The sequence below is a fragment of the Campylobacter showae genome (assembly GCF_900699785.1).
Classification (GTDB): Bacteria; Campylobacterota; Campylobacteria; order Campylobacterales; family Campylobacteraceae; genus Campylobacter_A; species Campylobacter_A showae_D.
The window spans coordinates 1,737,432-1,754,875 of record NZ_LR535679.1 but is presented as its reverse complement, the minus strand read 5'-3'; the positions used below and the strand labels follow the sequence as shown (position 1 = coordinate 1,754,875).

The 17,444-nt window shown below is 46.4% G+C and carries 17 protein-coding genes and 1 other RNA gene; 5 read left to right on the top strand and 13 right to left on the bottom strand.

What is annotated here, in order from left to right; genetic code table 11:
- Positions 1–109: 109 nt before the first annotated feature.
- The 5 genes from E4V70_RS08710 to panB form a co-directional block, all read right to left on the bottom strand.
- A complete protein-coding gene (locus tag E4V70_RS08710) occupies positions 110–1,150 on the bottom strand; it encodes an AI-2E family transporter (RefSeq protein WP_122862712.1) in 1,041 nt (346 codons plus the stop codon).
- 266 nt (positions 1,151–1,416) lie between these two features.
- On the bottom strand, positions 1,417–2,436 hold the full coding sequence (gene ruvB, locus E4V70_RS08705) for a Holliday junction branch migration DNA helicase RuvB (RefSeq protein ID WP_122862711.1): 1,020 nt from the start codon (positions 2,434–2,436) through the stop codon (positions 1,417–1,419).
- 373 nt (positions 2,437–2,809) lie between these two features.
- Positions 2,810–3,310: a hypothetical protein gene (locus tag E4V70_RS08700; protein WP_134482491.1), complete on the bottom strand. Its 501-nt coding sequence runs from the start codon at positions 3,308–3,310 to the stop codon at positions 2,810–2,812.
- A gap of 181 nt (positions 3,311–3,491) precedes the next feature.
- Entirely contained in the window at positions 3,492–4,379 is an 888-nt protein-coding gene (locus E4V70_RS08695; RefSeq protein ID WP_122862709.1) for a tetratricopeptide repeat protein, read from the bottom strand.
- 196 nt (positions 4,380–4,575) lie between these two features.
- A complete protein-coding gene (gene panB, locus E4V70_RS08690) occupies positions 4,576–5,379 on the bottom strand; it encodes a 3-methyl-2-oxobutanoate hydroxymethyltransferase (RefSeq protein ID WP_122862708.1) in 804 nt (267 codons plus the stop codon).
- A gap of 85 nt (positions 5,380–5,464) precedes the next feature.
- Here panB and E4V70_RS08685 point away from each other — a divergent pair, with 85 nt between their 5' ends.
- Both E4V70_RS08685 and ssrA read left to right on the top strand, forming a co-directional pair.
- A complete protein-coding gene (locus E4V70_RS08685) occupies positions 5,465–5,872 on the top strand; it encodes an Hpt domain-containing protein (RefSeq protein ID WP_002953104.1) in 408 nt (135 codons plus the stop codon).
- Between the two features lie 66 nt (positions 5,873–5,938).
- Positions 5,939–6,297, top strand: a transfer-messenger RNA (tmRNA) gene (ssrA, locus tag E4V70_RS08680).
- A 391-nt stretch (positions 6,298–6,688) separates the two neighbouring features.
- Here ssrA and E4V70_RS08675 read toward each other — a convergent pair.
- From E4V70_RS08675 to E4V70_RS08640, 8 genes are all read right to left on the bottom strand, one after another.
- The gene (locus E4V70_RS08675) at positions 6,689–7,408 is read right to left on the bottom strand and encodes a fumarate reductase iron-sulfur subunit (protein ID WP_122862707.1); all 720 of its coding nucleotides are present in this window, start codon (positions 7,406–7,408) and stop codon (positions 6,689–6,691) included.
- Positions 7,401–9,419: a fumarate reductase flavoprotein subunit gene (locus tag E4V70_RS08670; protein ID WP_107710047.1), complete on the bottom strand. Its 2,019-nt coding sequence runs from the start codon at positions 9,417–9,419 to the stop codon at positions 7,401–7,403. The genes E4V70_RS08675 and E4V70_RS08670 overlap by 8 nt, the downstream gene beginning before the upstream one ends.
- An 18-nt stretch (positions 9,420–9,437) precedes the next feature.
- Positions 9,438–10,136, bottom strand: a complete 699-nt coding sequence (locus E4V70_RS08665; protein ID WP_122862706.1) for a fumarate reductase cytochrome b subunit — start codon at positions 10,134–10,136, stop codon at positions 9,438–9,440.
- A gap of 105 nt (positions 10,137–10,241) precedes the next feature.
- A complete protein-coding gene (lgt, locus tag E4V70_RS08660; RefSeq protein ID WP_122862705.1) occupies positions 10,242–11,057 on the bottom strand; it encodes a prolipoprotein diacylglyceryl transferase in 816 nt (271 codons plus the stop codon).
- Complete coding sequence (locus E4V70_RS08655) at positions 11,054–11,611, bottom strand: hypothetical protein (RefSeq protein WP_122862704.1); 558 nt, start codon at positions 11,609–11,611, stop codon at positions 11,054–11,056. Before E4V70_RS08655 ends, lgt begins: the two co-directional genes overlap by 4 nt.
- Before the next feature lie 49 nt (positions 11,612–11,660).
- A complete protein-coding gene (locus tag E4V70_RS08650) occupies positions 11,661–13,820 on the bottom strand; it encodes a heavy metal translocating P-type ATPase (RefSeq protein ID WP_122863147.1) in 2,160 nt (719 codons plus the stop codon).
- Entirely contained in the window at positions 13,820–14,023 is a 204-nt protein-coding gene (locus tag E4V70_RS08645) for a heavy-metal-associated domain-containing protein (protein WP_122862703.1), read from the bottom strand. The genes E4V70_RS08650 and E4V70_RS08645 overlap by 1 nt, the downstream gene beginning before the upstream one ends.
- Positions 14,020–14,574, bottom strand: a complete 555-nt coding sequence (locus E4V70_RS08640) for a GNAT family N-acetyltransferase (RefSeq protein ID WP_122862702.1) — start codon at positions 14,572–14,574, stop codon at positions 14,020–14,022. Before E4V70_RS08640 ends, E4V70_RS08645 begins: the two co-directional genes overlap by 4 nt.
- Before the next feature lie 117 nt (positions 14,575–14,691).
- Here E4V70_RS08640 and E4V70_RS08635 point away from each other — a divergent pair, with 117 nt between their 5' ends.
- The 3 genes from E4V70_RS08635 to E4V70_RS08625 all read left to right on the top strand — a co-directional run bounded on the left by E4V70_RS08635 (position 14,692) and on the right by E4V70_RS08625 (position 17,395).
- Positions 14,692–15,399 (top strand): YebC/PmpR family DNA-binding transcriptional regulator, encoded by a 708-nt coding sequence (locus tag E4V70_RS08635; protein WP_122862701.1) that lies wholly within the window; start codon positions 14,692–14,694, stop codon positions 15,397–15,399.
- Positions 15,400–15,413: 14 nt separating this feature from the next.
- The gene (locus E4V70_RS08630; RefSeq protein ID WP_002953057.1) at positions 15,414–15,908 is read left to right on the top strand and encodes a peptidylprolyl isomerase; all 495 of its coding nucleotides are present in this window, start codon (positions 15,414–15,416) and stop codon (positions 15,906–15,908) included.
- Positions 15,909–16,024: 116 nt separating this feature from the next.
- A complete protein-coding gene (locus E4V70_RS08625; RefSeq protein ID WP_122862700.1) occupies positions 16,025–17,395 on the top strand; it encodes a cation:dicarboxylate symporter family transporter in 1,371 nt (456 codons plus the stop codon).
- Positions 17,396–17,444 lie beyond the last annotated feature (49 nt).

Below are 17,444 nucleotides of genomic sequence, written 5' to 3'. Positions count from 1 at the left end.
TTTAATGCGGAACATTAATTTTTATATTTAAGGATTATAGCACAGAAAATAATAAAATTCGTGTTAGATTTGTGATATTTGCTAAAAATATCGCCGATTTTAGGCAAATTTACACGACCGAGTGCTCTTTAAGCAATGTATAAAGCTTGATCGTCGAGATAAAAAACGTCACGATCGCAGGACCTAAGATAAGTCCCCAAAAGCCAAACGTCGAGATGCCTGCTATCATCGAGAAAAATAGCAACAGTTCGTTTATTTTAGTAGGGATTTTTACGAGCTTATCGTTGATAAATTTAATCACGATCGGCTTTAAAAACGTATCTGCGACGATAGAGATCACGACGATGGTATAGACGGCGATGACGATCGCGGCCGCGGTGTTGCCGTTAGCAAACTCGTAAAGGCTGATCGGTCCCCACGCAAGCAAGCCGCCAACGACCGGAACAAGCGAAGTAAAGGCAAAGAGTATGCCCATCAAAAAGCCGTTGTAGCCGTACGAAATCGTGATGATAGCAAAGAGGCAGCCCTGCAAAATCGCGTTTAAAACGATAGAGTAAAGCACGACGCTCATGACGTTGGCTACTTCGCTGAGGATAAATTCGCTCTCGCTCTCCTTCATCGGAAGCGCGCTTTTTAGGTAGCCCACGAGCTCGCTACCGTAAAGCACCGCAAAAAAGAAAAACACGAGGATAAAAATCATGTCGATGAGAAATTTCACGCTTGATTTGCCGATGCCGCCAAGGCTAGAAAGTACGTTGCTAGATATCGCTCCGACGTCGATGTCGGCGATCATCTCTTTGATTTTAGGCTCTAGAAATTTGATCGGTTCGGGTAGCTGAAAATTCCCGCTTTGAAAATAATTTAGCGTGTTTGTTATGTAGCCGGTGTTAAAGTTTGCGGCGTGTTTTGCGATCTCGATCACGGCGTACAAAAGCGGCGCGATAAATAGCGAAAACAGCGCTAGCGTCGTAAGAGCCGCCGAGAGCGTTCTTTTACCCTTCGTTAGCTGCAAAAATTTGACGTTTACGTTTGAGGTGGCGACGGCTAGCAAGGCGGCGATAAAGATGTTTAGCAAAAACGGCTTGAAAAGGTACACCACTAGCGCCAACGCACAAAGAGCGAAGATACCGAAAAACACTCGATTATTCATTTTTTTCCTTTGAGGGGCTTATTATATCAGATTTTGCGGGGTTTTGCGGACGGGCAGGCGGTGGTGCGGCGGCTTTGGTGCGGCTGATAAATTCGGCGCGAAATTTGAGCGGGTTAAATTTGGCAAGCGTTTTTAGTCTGAGCGCATAGCAAAAATATAGTCAAATTTGACGGCCGACTAGCCAAACGGCGGCAAATTTGAAAACTCAAATTTGCTTGGATAAAATTTAGCAAAAGGCGACCGACCCAAAAAGAGCCGATTTTGCCTCACTCCTCAAACAGCCCCCTTTGCGTATCCCCGTCAAATTTGAGCTTAAACGCCTCGTAGGCTTTGGCGCTAGCTAGCCTGCCTTTTGCCGTGCGCTCGATGTAGCCGTTAGCGAGCAGATAGGGCTCGATCACGTCCTCGACCGTACCTTCGTCTTCGCTCAAAGCCGCCGCGATCGTGCTTAGACCCATCGGGCGACGTTTGGCGGCGAGCAGGATTTCTAGGTACTTGATATCCATCTCGTCAAAGCCGATATCGTTTACGCCAAGCGCGTCCAGAGCCTCTTTGGCGCGAGGTTGCGAGATGATCGCTTCGTCGTTTACCTCGGCGAAGTCTCGTATGCGCTTTAGCAGTCGCAGCGCGATCCTAGGCGTAGCGCGTGAACGGGCGGCGACCTCGAGAGCGGCGGATTTTTCGCACTCTTTGCCAAGCTTTACAGAGGCGATCTGCACGATACGAGCCAGCTCCTCGCGAGTGTAAAACTGCAGCCTAAAATCCATCCCAAAGCGATCCCGCAGGGGCGCTGAAATCATGCCAGCGCGCGTAGTAGCGCCAATTAGCGTAAATTTAGGCAGATCGATCTTGATGGTCTGCGCCGCAGGTCCCGAGCCGATGATGATATCTAAGCGAAAGTCCTCCATCGCCGGATACAGCACTTCCTCGATAGCAGGACTCAAGCGGTGTATCTCGTCGATAAACAGCACGTCGCCTTCTTGCAAATTTGTCAGAACCGCTGCTAGATCGCCGCTTTTTTCTATCATGGGCGCGGCCGTCATCTTGATGCTCACGCCCATTTCGTTTGCGATGATGTGCGCCAGCGTCGTCTTGCCAAGGCCCGGAGGCCCATAGAAAAGCACGTGATCTAGGCACTCGCCGCGCTTTTTGGCAGCCTTTATAAATACGCCTAAATTTTGCTTGATTTTTTCCTGTCCGATGTAGTCCTCAAAGCGCGTGGGGCGCAGCGACACCTCAAAATCGTTCTCGAAGCTTATTTTTTCTATTTCGACTATTCTATCCATTTTTTCGGCTCTGTTTTTCGTAAATTTGCCGCATTTTACAAAATTTTGGGTAAGTTTTGGCTTTGGGCTCGCTTGAAATGGACTCGGCGATTTAGGGCAAATTTGGGTCGCAGGAGTGGGCCGACGAAATTTTAGCGGGCTAAATTCATGTCTCGCTTCTTGATTTAGTTTCGCATTTTTCTTGCAGTTTGCGTCCGCACCTCCGCTGGTTTTGCACTAAATTGCATTGATAAATTTATGCCGTGGTTCGCAATTTTTGACGGAAGCACGCATGCAAATTTAAGAAAAGACCAAAGCCACCCAAAGACAAAACGCGCTAAATTTACTCTTCCGTTTGAGGCTCCAAGCCAAAAATCACATAAAAAGTAACGATCTAACGCCAGCGCCAATCCATCAAAACACCCTCGCCGTCGTCTTTAACGCAAAAAGTTTGATATTTATCGCCGTGCGACGTCCATGTTACAAATACGACGCCGTCGTCTTCGTATTTTTTGGTGCAACCTTTATCGTATAGCTCTTGTAGCCTTGGGCTATCCTTTGCGTAGAATTCATAACTCCTCTCGTAGTGTTCTACATAGCTGTAAGTTATGATAGCCACGGGTTCTGCTTTACTATTTTTATCCGAATTTACGGTAACCTTTACGGAATTTACGGACTCGAGTCTAGATTGCAACTCTTTAAATTTAGCCGTATCCCAGCCGATAAATTTTAGGACATCTTTGATATTGCGGCTACTTATTTTCGTCCCGTTATCGTTAGAGCCGATCTCGATATGGTTCGTGGTGATACTTACGCGCAAATCTGCGGATATGTTCCTGCGCGCAAACTCTAGCAAATCTAAAATTTTTTCACGATTTAACTCATAGTTTTGCATTAAAGGGACTTTTTCTATCTCCTTTTGGTCGAGGTAGCCGCCAAAAGTGCTGCAAATAACCGCTATAACAAGAACGGTGAACGCAATTAAACAAACAACAACCGTTAAAATCGGCTTTAGGACATTATTTGACTTTTTCATCTACCGTCTTTTATCTTTTTACGACAAATGCGCCATTTTATCAAAACTCCGCTATCCTCGCTTTTAAAAGCTTGCAGTCGCTATCGTTGCCGAATTTGCAACCCTCAGCGATGGACTCGAATTTTTCGTAAATTTCGATATTTTTTTCGTAGTTTTCAAAACCGAGCGCCCTACAGCCGTCGTCGTTGCCGAGTTTGCAAGAGCGCGAATATCCGTCGTACGCGTCGTAAACAGCAAACTCCACGCCCTGCGCGTGCTCGTAAACGTAGCCCAGAGCATAGCAGCCAAGCGCGTTTTTCATATAGCACGAAGTGTCAAAGGCCTTGTGCGCGCTTGCCAGGTCTCGCTCCGCGCCCAATCCCTCATGCATCATCCTGCCGTAGTTGTAGCAACCAGCGCCGTCAAATTTCCTGCATGCTTTGGCATATAAATTTACGGATTTTTTGAGATCGTTTTGTGATTCGTAGATAAGGCCGAGGTTGTTGCAAGCCGCTTCAGAGCCTAGCTCGCAGCCTTTTTCGTAGAGGCGAAATATTTTATTTTCATCTTTGGGGCCGAAAATTTCCTTGACGTTTAAAAGCGCCAGATCAAAGCAGCCCGTGCCGTTTCCTAGCTCGCACGATTTTACAAAGAAAAGTTCGGCTTTTTCGTTGCTTTTCTCGGCTCCCAGCCCGCCAAAATGCATACTGCCCAGCGCCGCGCAACTCATCGCGTCGCCCTCCTCGCAAAGCGGCGATAAAATCTTAAAAGCAGCGTCATAATCGGCATTTTCGATAGCCTGTCTCGCAGTCTCCTCGCGTTTAGAAAATCGCTTCTCGTTCTGCGTTTGCTCGTTTTGCTCGCCAAGACTATCGATGCTTAGCCCAAAATTCGTATTTGAAGCCGTTAGCGCGCTAAAAAACGCCGCTAAAATCAATAAAATTTTCAAAACTCGCTCCTTGCTTTTAATCTAGTCTTGTTTTGATAGCCAAATTTGCCCGTCAAATTTGACGAGGGGCGGGTAAATGCAAGCGTTCAAATTTAACTCAAACTCTGTTCGTCAAATTTAACGCCTAAGGACCAAATTTGCCGCCGCTTGCCGGGTGATCAAATTTGCCCCGCCGACTAGATTTGCCCAAAACAAGCTAAATTTTATACTCGAACTCCTCGCTCGGAAAGGTCTTTTCTCTAACTTCGCGAGCGTAGGCTTCTACCGCCGTTCGCACCAAATTTGCGCCGTCAAGGTATCGTTTGACGAATTTTGGCTTAAACTCGTCAAAAAAGCCGAGCATATCGCTCCACACAAGCACCTGTCCGTCTACGTCGGCACCTGCCCCGATACCGATGATAGGCATTTGCACGCTCTTTGCGACCTTTGCCGCAACCGGGCTTAGCGTGCCCTCGACCACGGCCGAAAACGCTCCAGCGCGCTCAAGCGCCTTCGCCTCGTCGATCAAGCGCGCTTCGTCAGCCTCGCTGCGCCCTTTTATCTTGTAGCCGCCTTCGTTTCGCACAAACTGGGGCATGAGTCCGATGTGAGCCATCACGTTTATACCCTCGCCAACGAGCCTTTTTACGATAGGAGCGGCTTTTAGACCGCCTTCAAATTTGACCGCGTCCGCGCCGGCTTTGATAAGTTTAGTCGCGTTTTTTAGCGCGGATTTTTCGTCCTGATAGCTACCAAAGGGCATATCGGCAACGACGAAAGCGCGTTTTGAGCCCTGTAAAACGGCCTTAACGTGATAAAGCGCGTCGTTCATTTTAAGGCTAAGGGTGTCTTTTTTGCCGTTAAAGCTCATATTTAGACTGTCGCCCACTAAGATAATGTCGACGTAATCATCAAAAAGCCGCGCAAAAAGAGCGTCGTAAGCCGTGATCATAACGATGGGCTGGGTGCCCTTTTTGTTAATTATATCATAAATTGTAACTTTTTTATCATTTTTCGGCATAAATTTCCTCCTTAAAATTCGGTATTTTATTTTTAATTTTATCAAAAAAATGATACAATCAGCGCAATAATTTTAAGGAAAATAAATGGGAATACTAAAAAGCCTCGAGATAGACTACTCTTACGATATTGTAGAGGAGTTTTTGTCGCACTACTCCTTAATGTGCGACCTGATGGAACCCCTCATCATCGGGCTAGCTAGAAACGATAGATATAACGCCAACATCAACGAGCTTTTTAGAATTTTTCACAACATAAAATCCGCCTCGAGCTTTATGAAGCTCAATCCGATATTTAAACTAACGACATTGGCAGAGGAAATTTGCGGCGAGGCTAGAGAGCTACAAGGGCCCGCAAACGACGATTTTGTAGACTGGTTACTTTTGGTGAGCGATCAGTTTGAAAAATACAAAAACGATATAGAAACCGATGCGGAGTTTTTCGGAGTTTTGGATGCAAATATCGTAAAAATCCCCCAAAAACTAGACGTTTGACAAAAAATACAAAAAATAATATAATCCACAACCTTTAAAACAAGGCTAAATTTAGCCTATTCTTACGGGAGCGACTTGGCTTCGACAGGAGCAGAGCGGTCACGGTGGCACGTCGCTTTGAGCAAAGCGTAAAAAGCTCAAATAAATTTAAACGCAAACAACGTTAACTACGCTCCTGCTTACGCTAAAGCTGCGTAAGTTCAGTTGAGCCTCGCCTAGTCCGATACTAGCTAAGATAACGGCGAGTAACCCCAGCTAGCGTAGGTTGGCGGTCTGACGAGCCGTTAGCCGAAATCTTGTCTTAGTCTAAAATAAGGTTTTTGGAAAGTGAGCCTTTTTAGATGAATTTTTCACTTTTGCTAAGCGTGTAGAGGCTGTAATCGGTTTGTTTTTGGACAGGGGTTCGATCCCCCTCGCTTCCACCATTTATCATTTTTATGCACCATCAATTACTGTCACAATATCCCAAAAATATGAGCCCTAAACCCTCTCTTGTTTCATTATAATATTTGACACATATTTAAGCATGCATGACTATTTCAAAATAACATAAAAACAAAGCTATTGCTGAATTTACTGCAAGCACCCCATCTTTAAATTTAAACAAGAAATCAAAGACGCCGTAATCAAATTTGGATTAATGCAAAATTGGATATTTTCGTATATCCGCATATTTTGGAAAATTTAACAAAGTAAGTATCATAAAATTTGAACAAATTTAACCTAGTTAAAAAAGGTAAATTTGACGATAAAATTTGAGAAGAAGTATAGTAAAATTTGAAGTTAAATTTAAAAAGGGGTCTCACGACCCCTTGGCTACTTTATTACAGCCATTTTTCTGCGCATATACGCAATCCTGCTTTGTAGCGGGAGGTGTTTAGGGCAGTTATCCTCGCAGCCTAGCAAAGTCATACAGCCAAACACGCCGTCATCATCTCCGATAAGCTCGTAAAAGTCCTCGTCGGTTCGTTTGTCAAGCGCGTCGATTTTAAATCTTGCTACGCGGTTAAGTCCGACCGCGCCGATGAAATCAGACCTCATGATAGCCGTACCGCACGCAGCTACGCAGATACCGCATTCGATGCAGCGGTCAAGCTCAAATACTTCCTGTGCTACTTCAGGCTCGACTTTTTCCTCAAGCTTAGATATATCGGTCTCGTGATCTGTATGTATCCAGCTCTCCACGCGCTTACTCATCGCGTTCATCCAGTTGCCCGTGTCTACGCTTAGGTCTTTTAGTAGCTTAAACACCGGCAAAGGCATAAGCTCGATCACGCCGTTTGGATAGTCTTTGGTTAGCGTACGGCAAGCAAGCTTTGGCGTACCGTTAACTAGCATACCGCAGCTTCCGCAGATACCGGCGCGGCAAACGAAGTCAAAGCTAAGATCCGGGTCAAATTTCTCGCGAATTTGATTTAACGCTATAAAAAGCGTCATGCCGTCTGTTTCTTCTAGCTCGTAGGTCGCGAAATGCGGCTTTGAAATTTTGCTCAACGGATTATATTTAAATGCTTTTATGGTGATTTTTCTACTCATATCCTATTCCTGCTCTTTCGTTTGGTGCTTTATATTTAGGCTGAAGATCATAGTGCATTAGCGCTTCTTGGATCTCGTATCTGCCTTTGCCTTCGGCTTCCATTTTGGCGCGGATCTCATCGACCTGCGCTTGACGTACGGCGCTGTCCGGGTGTTCGATGATGTTACCCTTAGCTCCGTATCCGCGGAATGCCGGCGGAATTTCCATTTTCATAATATCAAGCGGCTCATACACGATAGTCGGTAGCGTATCGCCCTCTTTCCAGCTAGTTAGAGTTCTGTTTAGCCAGTTTAGGTCGTCGCGTTTCGGATAGTCCTCGCGGCAGTGCGCTCCGCGGCTCTCGGTGCGATCAAGCGCGCCTTTTGCGATACAAAGAGCTAGTTTTAGCATCTTTGGTACGCGGTAGGCTTCCTCAAGCTCAGGGTTGCCAAAAAGCGCCTTGTTTGTGACTTTGACATCTAAAGATTGCTTATAAAGCTCTTCTAGCTCTTTTACCGCTACGGCCAGACCTTCGCCGGTTCTAAAGATTGCTACGTGCTCCCACATGATGTCTTTCATCTTATTTTTGATCTCAAATACGTTAAATTTGCCCTCTTTTTCGACCAGGCTCTTTAGATAGTCTTCCTCTTTTTTAACGAATTTTTCGATGTCGTTAGTATTTATCTCGATCTCGTGTTTACCGCAGTAGTCGGCAAAATAATCGCCCACAATCATGCCCGCGACGACCGTTTCAGAAACGGAGTTGCCGCCTAGACGGTTAAATCCGTGCATATCCCAGCATGCAGCCTCGCCGGCGCTAAATAGACCCGCTAGCGTCGGGCTCTCGCCCGTAGGCTTAGTTTTTATACCGCCCATAGAGTAGTGCTGCATAGGAAGGATCGGCGCCCAGCCTTTACCGCGTTGGCGTCCGTTTTCGTCGGTATATACTTCGGTATCGGCAGGGTCGATGCCGTTAAAGATTTCGCAAATTTCTTGAACGTCGCGTAAGTTTTTCTCGATATGCTCGCGTCCTAGGATCGAGATATCCAGCCAAACGTGATATCCGTATGGGCTAGGTACGCCCTTGCCTGCGCGGATATGCTCCATGATGCGGCGGCTTACGACGTCGCGGCTAGCTAGTTCTTTTTTCTCAGGCTCGTAGTCGGGCATAAAGCGATATCCGTCTACGTCGCGTAAAATTCCACCATCGCCGCGGCAACCTTCTGTTAGCAAAATACCGCTTGGAACGATCGGAGTCGGGTGAAACTGCACCGCTTCCATATTTCCTAGCTGAGCTACGCCGGTCTCAAGTGCGATAGCCGCGCCGATACCTTCGCAAACTACGGCGTTTGTAGTGTGTTTATAAACCCTACCGTAGCCGCCCGTAGCGATTAGAGTACCTTTTGCGACGTATGCCGTGATCTCGCCGTTAACTAGATCGCGGACGATCGCGCCGTAACAGCGGTTGTTTGCGTGGATTAGCGCGATAGCTTCTTTTCTGTCGTGGATTTCTACGTTGTGCTTTAGAGCTTCGTTTGCTACGGCAAAAAGCATAGTGTGACCGGTGGCGTCCGCCGTAAAGCATGTTCTCCATTTTTTAGTTCCGCCAAAGTCGCGAGAGTGGATGAGTCCGTGGACCTCTTCTTTTTCTACGATAGTCGTTTTTTGAGCGTTGATGATAGCGCTTCTTTCGCCTTTTGTTATACGAGTCCAAGGCACGCCCCAAGCGGCTAGCTCGCGGATCGCCTTAGGCGCGGTTTGACAAAACATACGCGCGACTTGCTGATCGCAGCCCCAGTCGCTACCTTTTACCGTGTCGGCAAAGTGTACGTCCTCGTTGTCGCCTTCGCTCATTTTTGAATTTCCCAAAGAGGCTTGCATACCGCCTTGCGCAGCCGCAGAGTGCGAGCGCTTAACCGGGATTAGGCTTAAAACTACCGTACTTAGCCCCTTTTCTCCAGCGGCGACGGCAGCGCGAAGCCCCGCTAGACCGCCTCCGATAACTAATGCATCATAATATTTTACGTTCATTTTTTAAAGCTCCTTTTCCTAAAGACTGATCCACACGAAATCAGCGATCAGCGCGATGACCGCGAGCACTCCAAAAACCACAAATATCGCAGTTTTGGCTTTATTTCTTTTTGCGAACATCTCTTGTTTATTTACTCCGTCGATGCTTATCCATTTGACATACAAGCGGTACATTCCCACGCTAGCGTGAACAACCATAAATACAAGTAGCGCAAAGTAAAAAATTTCTAATTGATGAAATGCAGCCGCTGATTTATCGGCAGTGATGTGTCCGCCAAATATTATATCGACTAAGTGCGCGCTGGCTGCGAAAAATAGAGCAAAACCTGTCAAAAACTGAAACCACCAAAGCGTAGTATCAAGGTGTTTCATACGGTCTTTATGACCTTTAAACATGATGTATTGTCTATAGTTTGCTGGGAATTTCCTCATCGCTAAAAATGCGTGAGCGATAAAAACGGCGAATATTACCGCGGCTATGACATTAGTGATCCACCACGTAGCCTCGCCGAATAAAAATTTAGCCTCCGCAAACCCTACGACGGCGTTAAATGCGCCCTTGCCGAATAAAATGGTAGAGGTAAATACCATGTGACACAAAATAAAACAGGCCAAAATCAGTCCCGTTATACTTTGCCATCTGTCCCAAACGGCAGGAGTACGACTTTTTTTCGTATCCGCTTGCCTACCTAAGAAGCCCTCGATTAGCCCACTCATGAGCCCTCCTATAAAATTGAAATAAATTATCATAACTTAAGAGAAAATTAAATTATGATACTAGAAAAACGGTGTAATAGTATCGCAAATTACTTTAAAAACCTTTTAAAATTTTGTATATTTTTTATTTAAGATAATATAAAGGAAAATACCGCACGCAAACATTAAAAATGATAGTACCTGCCCCATAGATAAATTTAAAAATACAAAGCCGATACCGAAATCAGGCTCCCTAAAGAACTCGCAGACAAATCTGGCAAAGGTATAAAGTATGGCATAAAGAGCGATAAGTTCGCCGTCAAATTTTTTAAATTTTCTATAAACAAAAAGAATCGCAAAAACAGCGAGCCCCTCTAAAATGGCTTCATAAATTTGCGACGGATGGCGCATCTGTCCCGCGACGTTGATCGCCCATGAGACGTCCGTGATACGACCGAACAGCTCTTGGTTTAAAAAATTTCCGATACGACCGAAAAAATATCCAAGCGGAATGCTAAGCGCGACGAGATCTAAAAGCTGCCACAAATTTTGCTTAAATTTACGACAAAAAGCCCACGTCGCTATCAAAAATCCGACCACCGCGCCGTGATAGCTCATACCGCGGATACCAACGAATTCGCCGTTGTGAAAGGGGTTAAAAATCTGCCAAGGATGAGTGAGATAATAAGCGGTATTTGGATCGTAAATGACGATGTAGCCCAGCCTCGCGCCCAGTATCACGCCGATTTCCACCCAAAAGAAATAGTTATCAAGCAGCGAATTTGAAATTTGCATATTATCGCGCTTGACGATAAATTTAGCCACCCCGAGCGCCACGAGCAGCGCTAGGACGTACATTATCCCGTACCAATGCACCTTGATGCCAAACAGCTCAAACGCGACGGGATCAAAATTTATATAAAAGTCGTTCCACCAACTCATCTAGGTACGACTTTGACTTTTAGCGTATTTTCGATGCCGCTCGCAAAATCCTCGAAAAGATACCCCATTGCGCAGTAAAATTTACTTTTCGCTTCGCTTTGCAGGACGGGGGCCAGCTTTTTAGCGTACGGTAGCAGATAGGAGCTTAGCAAAACGCCCAAAATTTCCTTCGTCTGCTCGTCTTGTTTTAGCTCGACGACGGAGGAGAAAAACGAAAGTTCATTCGTGAGGCTATCAACCGCGCTGACGCCTAAATTTGGGCTAAATTTGCACTTTTTATAAAAGCCTTCAAGAAGCGCCTTATCGCCCTCGAAAAAGAACTCCGCGTTAAAATATTTTTTCAAATTTGCAAAGTCTTTCGCGATCTCTTCAATGCTCTCGGTTTTTAGCGACTCTTCGTATAGCTCGCGCCCCTTGGCGTTTGCTTCGCTATCGTTTGTTATTATCCATTTTGGATTTTTATTTAGCTCGCTAAAAAGCTTTGCACTCGGCGGCAGAGCGAAATTTAACGCAAATATCCTTGCGATCACGGCATAAAATTTACCTAAATTCATCTTTTTCCTTTTTGTTTTTTGCGGGATTTTACAAAATTTAGGCTAAATTTTAGATTTGCTTAAATCGTAATCTGATCGAATTTAACACGACCGTGACCGAGCTAAAGCACATCGCCGCAGCCCCGTAAACAGGCGTTAGCATGAGGCCTAGAGGCGCTAAAACTCCGGCCGCGACCGGGATACAAACGGCGTTATAAACAAACGCCCAAAACAAATTTTGCCTTATCGTTTTCATCGTCTCGTTGGCCAAATTTATCGTAGATACCGCGCTTTTTAGATCGTTTTTTACTAGCACTACGTCGCCAGCCTCTTTTGCGATGTCTGCGCCGCTACTCATCGCGATGCCCGCATTTGCTTGTTTTAGCGGGGCGGCATCGTTGATACCGTCGCCGACAAACAGCACTCCGCCCTCTTCTTGCAGGCGTTTTATGGTTTCAAATTTTTCATTAGGTAGCATGCCGGCAAAGACCTTTTCTACACCTAGCTTGCCCGCTACGTTTTTAGCGGTGAAGGCGTTATCTCCGGTTAGCATTACGGTCGCTACGCCGGCGTTTTTTAGGCTTTGGATAGCCTGAGCTGCGTCGTCCTTTACCCTGTCGCTAAGCGCTATAAATCCTACGTAAATTTTATCCACGGCCGCTAGTACTACGCCGTTTCCTTCGTTTTGCGCTTTGGCGATTTGCTCTTTAGCCTGCGCGCTTATCTCCACGCCAAGCTCGCTTAAAAAGGCCTCGTTGCCTGCTATCACGCTATCGTCCTCGCTCTTTACGCCGCGTCCGGCGATATTTTCAAAACCCTTTTCGTCGCCTAAAATTTTAAGCCCCAGCTCATTTGCGTATCTAACGATCGCAGCCGATATCGGATGCGAGCTTTTAGCCTCTAGCGCGGCGATTTTGGCTAAATTTTCATCGTTTATATCGGTAAAATTTACCGAAATTTCGCCCTTAGTTAGCGTTCCGGTTTTATCAAATACCGCGTATTTCACGCCGCCAAGAACTTCTAAAACTTCTGGATTTTTAATGAGGATTCCATTTTTAGCGCCCAGAGATAACGAGGAGACGATAGCTATCGGGGTAGCTAGCCCCAGCGCGCAAGGACACGAGATAATGAGCACGCAAACCGCGCTTAGCACGCCTTGTAGCGCATTTCCCGTAACCACAAACCACGCGCAAAACGTAACGACGGCGATAGCTATCACGCTAGGCACGAAGATATTTGCCACGCGGTCGGCAAAGTGGCTGATAGGCATCTTTTTGCTCGACGCGTCACTTAAAAGCTCTAAAATTTGCGACAAAAGCGTTTGATTAGCGGGCTTAGTAACCTTTACGTTGATGTAGCCGTTTAAATTTATGGTCCCGGCATTAACTTCGTCGCCTTGTTTTTTATAGACGGGCAGACTCTCGCCCGTTAGCATCGAGGCGTCGATCTCTGCGCCGCCGTTTATCACGACCCCGTCGCAAGGCACAGCGTAGCCGCTCTTTACGACCGCGATGTCGCCTATTTTTAGGCTTGCGACATCAACTTCCAGCGCGCTACCGTCTTTTTGTAGTACGAGAGCGGTCTTTGGCGACATATCCATGAGCGATTTTATATAATCGCCTGCGCGAGCTTTTGAGCGCTCTTCTAAAAATTTACCCAGCAGCACGAAAGCCGTTATCATGGCCGCGCCCGAGACATAGAGGTGGCGCATGTTTTCAGGTAGGCGCTCGCCCGCGATAAAAACTCCCAGCGAGTACGCAAACGCCGTGCTTGTTCCCAGCGCGACGAGCACGTTCATATCGAAGTTTTTATTTTTCAGTGCACCGTAAGCATGGACGAAAAAGTCCCGCCCGCACGTAGCTATCGTGATAAAGGCGAGTGCTAGCATGATAGCCGATTTTGTCACGCTTGGCTGCTCGCTCATCTCAAGCGCCATGATCACCGCGCTAAAAGCCGCCGCAGCCAGGAAATTTCGGCGTAAATTTAAGATATGTTTCTCGCGCTTGGCTTCAAATTCCGCCAAATCCTTTGCCACGCCGTAACCTAACTTTTTTATTTTTTCTTCTATCGCAGCTTGTACTTCGGCGCTTTCTATGATAAATTCGCCCGAGCCGTTTGCGAAGCTGACCTTGGCGTCCAGTACGCCCGCGATTTTTTTCGTCACGCGCTCGATGGCGTTTGAGCAGTTTACGCAGGTCATGCCCGCGATGTTTAGTTTGATATTTTGCATCAAATTTTCTCTATGACGCTAAATCCCAAATCATCCAGATCCTCTTTGAATTTCGCCTCGTCCTTGCCGTCTAAATTTACGCTCACGACCCTCGGCTCTACGCTAAGATCGACCTTTATCTCGCCGTATTCGTCCCCAAGAGCGTTTTTTATGGTGTTTGCGCAGTTTTCGCAGTGGATATTAGCAACCTTAAATTTAGTCATTTTATCTCCTTTATCATATGGTAGTATTTATGAGAATTTATGATCATTTCGCAGTCGGTTTCAAAGCCCAAATGCTCGTAAAAAGCCATGGTTTTAGGCTTTTTTTCATCGACGATGAGAGCTACTTTTTTGATATTTCGTTTCGGCGCGAGGGTAAAGACAAATTTGATCAGCTCTTTTGCGATGCCTCGTCCGCGAAATCTCTCGTCCACGGCAAGACTATCGATATATAGCTCGTCCGCGAAGCACTCGGTCTGCGGAAATTTGTTTAAACCAAGCGTCTGCAAATGCGCCCTGATGGGCTCGTCTAACATTTCAATCTCGCTTCCGTCGTAAACGCAAATCGTCCCCGCGATCTCGCCGTCAAATTTAAAAACGAAAACGTTGTTGTAGCTTAGGCGGTTTATCTCGCTTCTAAAAAATTTATGCAAAATTTCATCGCTCTTAACGGGATCGCTCACGCCGCTAAGCGTAAAAGCGATATCCTCCATGGCTAAATTTAACAGCTCTATGCAGCGCGCGGCGTCGTCTTTTCGGGCATTTAAAATCATACGAGGATTATAGGACTTAAAGCTAAATTTTTTGCTAATACGCTCAAAACCTCGCATTTTTAAAAAAATGCAAAATTTTTTTAGATATAATTGGGTAAAAATTTTTAAAGGAACGAAATGGGACGAGCGTTTGAATACAGGCGCGCCGCGAAGGAAGCGCGCTGGGACAAGATGAGTAAGGTTTTTCCAAAACTCGCAAAAGCCATAACCGTAGCGGCTAAAGAGGGCGGCACCGAGCCTGATATGAACCCGAAACTTCGCGCCGCGATAGCAGCGGCCAAAGCGCAAAACATGCCAAAAGACAACATCGACGCGGCGATAAAACGCGCTAACGGCAAAGATAGCGCCGATATCAAGACTATCTTTTACGACGGCAAGGGCGCTCACGGCGTGCAAATCATCGTCGAGTGCGCTACCGACAACCCGACTCGCACCGTCGCAAACGTCAAGGCGATATTTAGCAAAAACGGCGGCGAAATTTTGCCTAGCGGAAGCCTAAATTTCATGTTTACGAGAAAGAGCGTTTTTGAGCTTGATATGCCCGCAAAAGAGCTTGACGAGATCGAGCTAGAGCTCATTGACTTCGGTCTAACCGAGATCGAGGAGGAAGACGGCGTGCTTTATATCTACGGCGATTACGCAAGCTTCGGAACTCTTAGCGAAGGTATCGAAAAGCTGGGGCTTGAAGCCAAAAAAGCAAGCCTGCAATACATCGCAAATTCGCCCGTAAGTCTAGACGAAGAGCAAATGAACGAGCTAGAAAAGCTGCTCGATAAGCTCGAAGACGACGACGACGTGCAAGCGGTTTATACAAATATCGAATAAATTTAAGGAACGAAATGAGAAACGACGAACTAAAAATCTACGACATCGACGCGGCCGAGCTTGCTAAGCTCAAATTTGCCGTAATCCACACCGAAAAAGGCGATATGAAGCTCGAGCTTTACGGCGACGAAGCGCCGCAAGCCGTGACAAATTTTGCCCAGCTAGCCAAAAGCGGCTTTTACGACGGGTTAAATTTCCACCGCGTGATCCCAAATTTCGTGATCCAGGGCGGTTGTCCGCACGGCACGGGCACAGGGGGACCGGGCTGGCGCATCAAATGCGAGTGCGTAGGCCAAAAACACAAACACAAACGAGGAGCGCTATCTATGGCGCACGCCGGACGCGATACGGGCGGCAGTCAGTTTTTCGTCTGCCACAGCGCGCAGCCGCACCTTGACGGCGTACATACGGTGTTTGGACAGATCGTGGACGAGCCTAGCCTAAAGACTCTAGATAGCGTTAGACAAGGCGATAAGATAAACTCGATCGAAATTTTAGAGAGTTTGTAAAATTTGATGAAATTTGCGGCGGCGGGTAAAATTTGACCAAAAATCGCCGCGATTTTATCTTTTTATATAAATTTATTTGTTAAAATAGCTTTTTAATAATTTTTAAAGGACACCTCTTGAACCCAAGCGTTTCAAACGCGGCAAAACCGCAAAAACCTTTTCTTATTAGAATGTTTACCAACCTAGCGTTTTGGGTGGTTTTCGGCATCGTCGCGGGTATCGCGGTCGGCATGATCTTCCCGGATCTAGGCATCGCGAGCAAGCCTGGCATCGACTACTTTATCAAAGCCTTAAAAGCCCTCATCGGACCGATCATTTTCCTCACGATAGTCTCAGGCATCATCGGGCTTGAGAGCATGAAGGAACTGGGCTCTATCGGACTTAAAGGATTTATTTACTTTGAGGTCGTGAGCACCTTAGCCCTTGCCGTGGGAATAATCTTCGGCGAGACGCTAAAACCTGGTCACGATATGCATCTTGACTATACGCAGCTTGACGCCTCTAGCGTAGAGAAATTTACGAGCCAAGCCTCAAACATAGACGCAAACAGCGGGGTTTTAGCGCATACGCTTCATATTTTGCGCGGCGCTGTACCGGTTGACGGCATTTTTCCTTATGTACATTTGCTTGATCCGTTTATCAAATCAAACACGCTTCAAGTGCTATTTTTGGCGATCGTTACGGCTGTTGCGATTTCGTTTTTAAAGCACGACTACAAAAAAAAGATCCTAAGACCGCTTGAAATCGTTCAGCACTGGGTGCTAAAACTGCTTACGATTTTGATGCTATTTAGCCCGGTTGCGGCATTTTCTGCGATGGCGTTTTTGATCGGTAAATTCGGCATTAACTCGCTTTTGGGTATGCTTGAGCTACTTTTCGTTATGGCTTTTGCGAGCTTGTTTTTTATCTTTGTAGTTTTGGGCATTATTTGCTATTTTGCGAAGGTTAATATCTTTAAATTTATGCGCTTCATCGCAAAAGAAGTCCTGATCGTGTTTGCGACGAGCTCCTCGGAGACCGCGCTAGCTCCGCTCATGCAAAAGCTAGAAGCCGCAGGTATCCACAGGGGCGCGGTCGGACTCATCATACCGACTGGATATTCGTTTAACCTCGACTGCACGAACATCTACCTATCGCTTAGCGTTATTTTCCTCGCTCAAGCCTTCGGTATCCCACTAACGGTCGAGCATTTGATACAAATTCTTATCATCTTGATGGTAACAAGCAAGGGTGCGGTCGGCGTCACGGGCTCCGGATTTATCATACTTGCCGGTACGCTTGCCGCGCTTCCTAGTGCAGGTATCCCGGTCGTTACGGTTGCGGTGCTGCTTGGCGTGGATAAATTTATGTCCGAGATGCGCGCGGTCGGAAACCTCTGCGGCAACGCCGTAGGCTGCCTAATCATCTCGATCTGGGATAAAAAAGTAGATATGGAGAAATTCCGCTACGCGCTCGATCATCCGGACGAGTTTCACTTCCATTCGTAAATTTAAGGCGGTGGGTTTTTAGCTCATCGCCTCGCTCAAACTACACAAA

Excerpts from the sequence above, each read along its gene's own strand:
- E4V70_RS08710 (WP_122862712.1), bottom strand. The coding sequence starts at position 1,150 with ATGAATAATCGAGTGTTTTTCGGTATCTTCGCTCTTTGTGCGTTGGCG.
- ruvB (WP_122862711.1), bottom strand. The coding sequence starts at position 2,436 with ATGGATAGAATAGTCGAAATAGAAAAAATAAGCTTCGAGAACGATTTT.
- E4V70_RS08700 (WP_134482491.1), bottom strand. The coding sequence starts at position 3,310 with ATGCAAAACTATGAGTTAAATCGTGAAAAAATTTTAGATTTGCTAGAG.
- panB (WP_122862708.1), bottom strand. The coding sequence starts at position 5,379 with ATGCCGAAAAATGATAAAAAAGTTACAATTTATGATATAATTAACAAA.
- E4V70_RS08685 (WP_002953104.1), top strand. The coding sequence starts at position 5,465 with ATGGGAATACTAAAAAGCCTCGAGATAGACTACTCTTACGATATTGTA.
- E4V70_RS08675 (WP_122862707.1), bottom strand. The coding sequence starts at position 7,408 with ATGAGTAGAAAAATCACCATAAAAGCATTTAAATATAATCCGTTGAGC.
- E4V70_RS08670 (WP_107710047.1), bottom strand. The coding sequence starts at position 9,419 with ATGAACGTAAAATATTATGATGCATTAGTTATCGGAGGCGGTCTAGCG.
- E4V70_RS08665 (WP_122862706.1), bottom strand. The coding sequence starts at position 10,136 with ATGAGTGGGCTAATCGAGGGCTTCTTAGGTAGGCAAGCGGATACGAAA.
- lgt (WP_122862705.1), bottom strand. The coding sequence starts at position 11,057 with ATGAGTTGGTGGAACGACTTTTATATAAATTTTGATCCCGTCGCGTTT.
- E4V70_RS08655 (WP_122862704.1), bottom strand. The coding sequence starts at position 11,611 with ATGAATTTAGGTAAATTTTATGCCGTGATCGCAAGGATATTTGCGTTA.
- E4V70_RS08650 (WP_122863147.1), bottom strand. The coding sequence starts at position 13,820 with ATGCAAAATATCAAACTAAACATCGCGGGCATGACCTGCGTAAACTGC.
- E4V70_RS08645 (WP_122862703.1), bottom strand. The coding sequence starts at position 14,023 with ATGACTAAATTTAAGGTTGCTAATATCCACTGCGAAAACTGCGCAAAC.
- E4V70_RS08640 (WP_122862702.1), bottom strand. The coding sequence starts at position 14,574 with ATGATTTTAAATGCCCGAAAAGACGACGCCGCGCGCTGCATAGAGCTG.
- E4V70_RS08635 (WP_122862701.1), top strand. The coding sequence starts at position 14,692 with ATGGGACGAGCGTTTGAATACAGGCGCGCCGCGAAGGAAGCGCGCTGG.
- E4V70_RS08630 (WP_002953057.1), top strand. The coding sequence starts at position 15,414 with ATGAGAAACGACGAACTAAAAATCTACGACATCGACGCGGCCGAGCTT.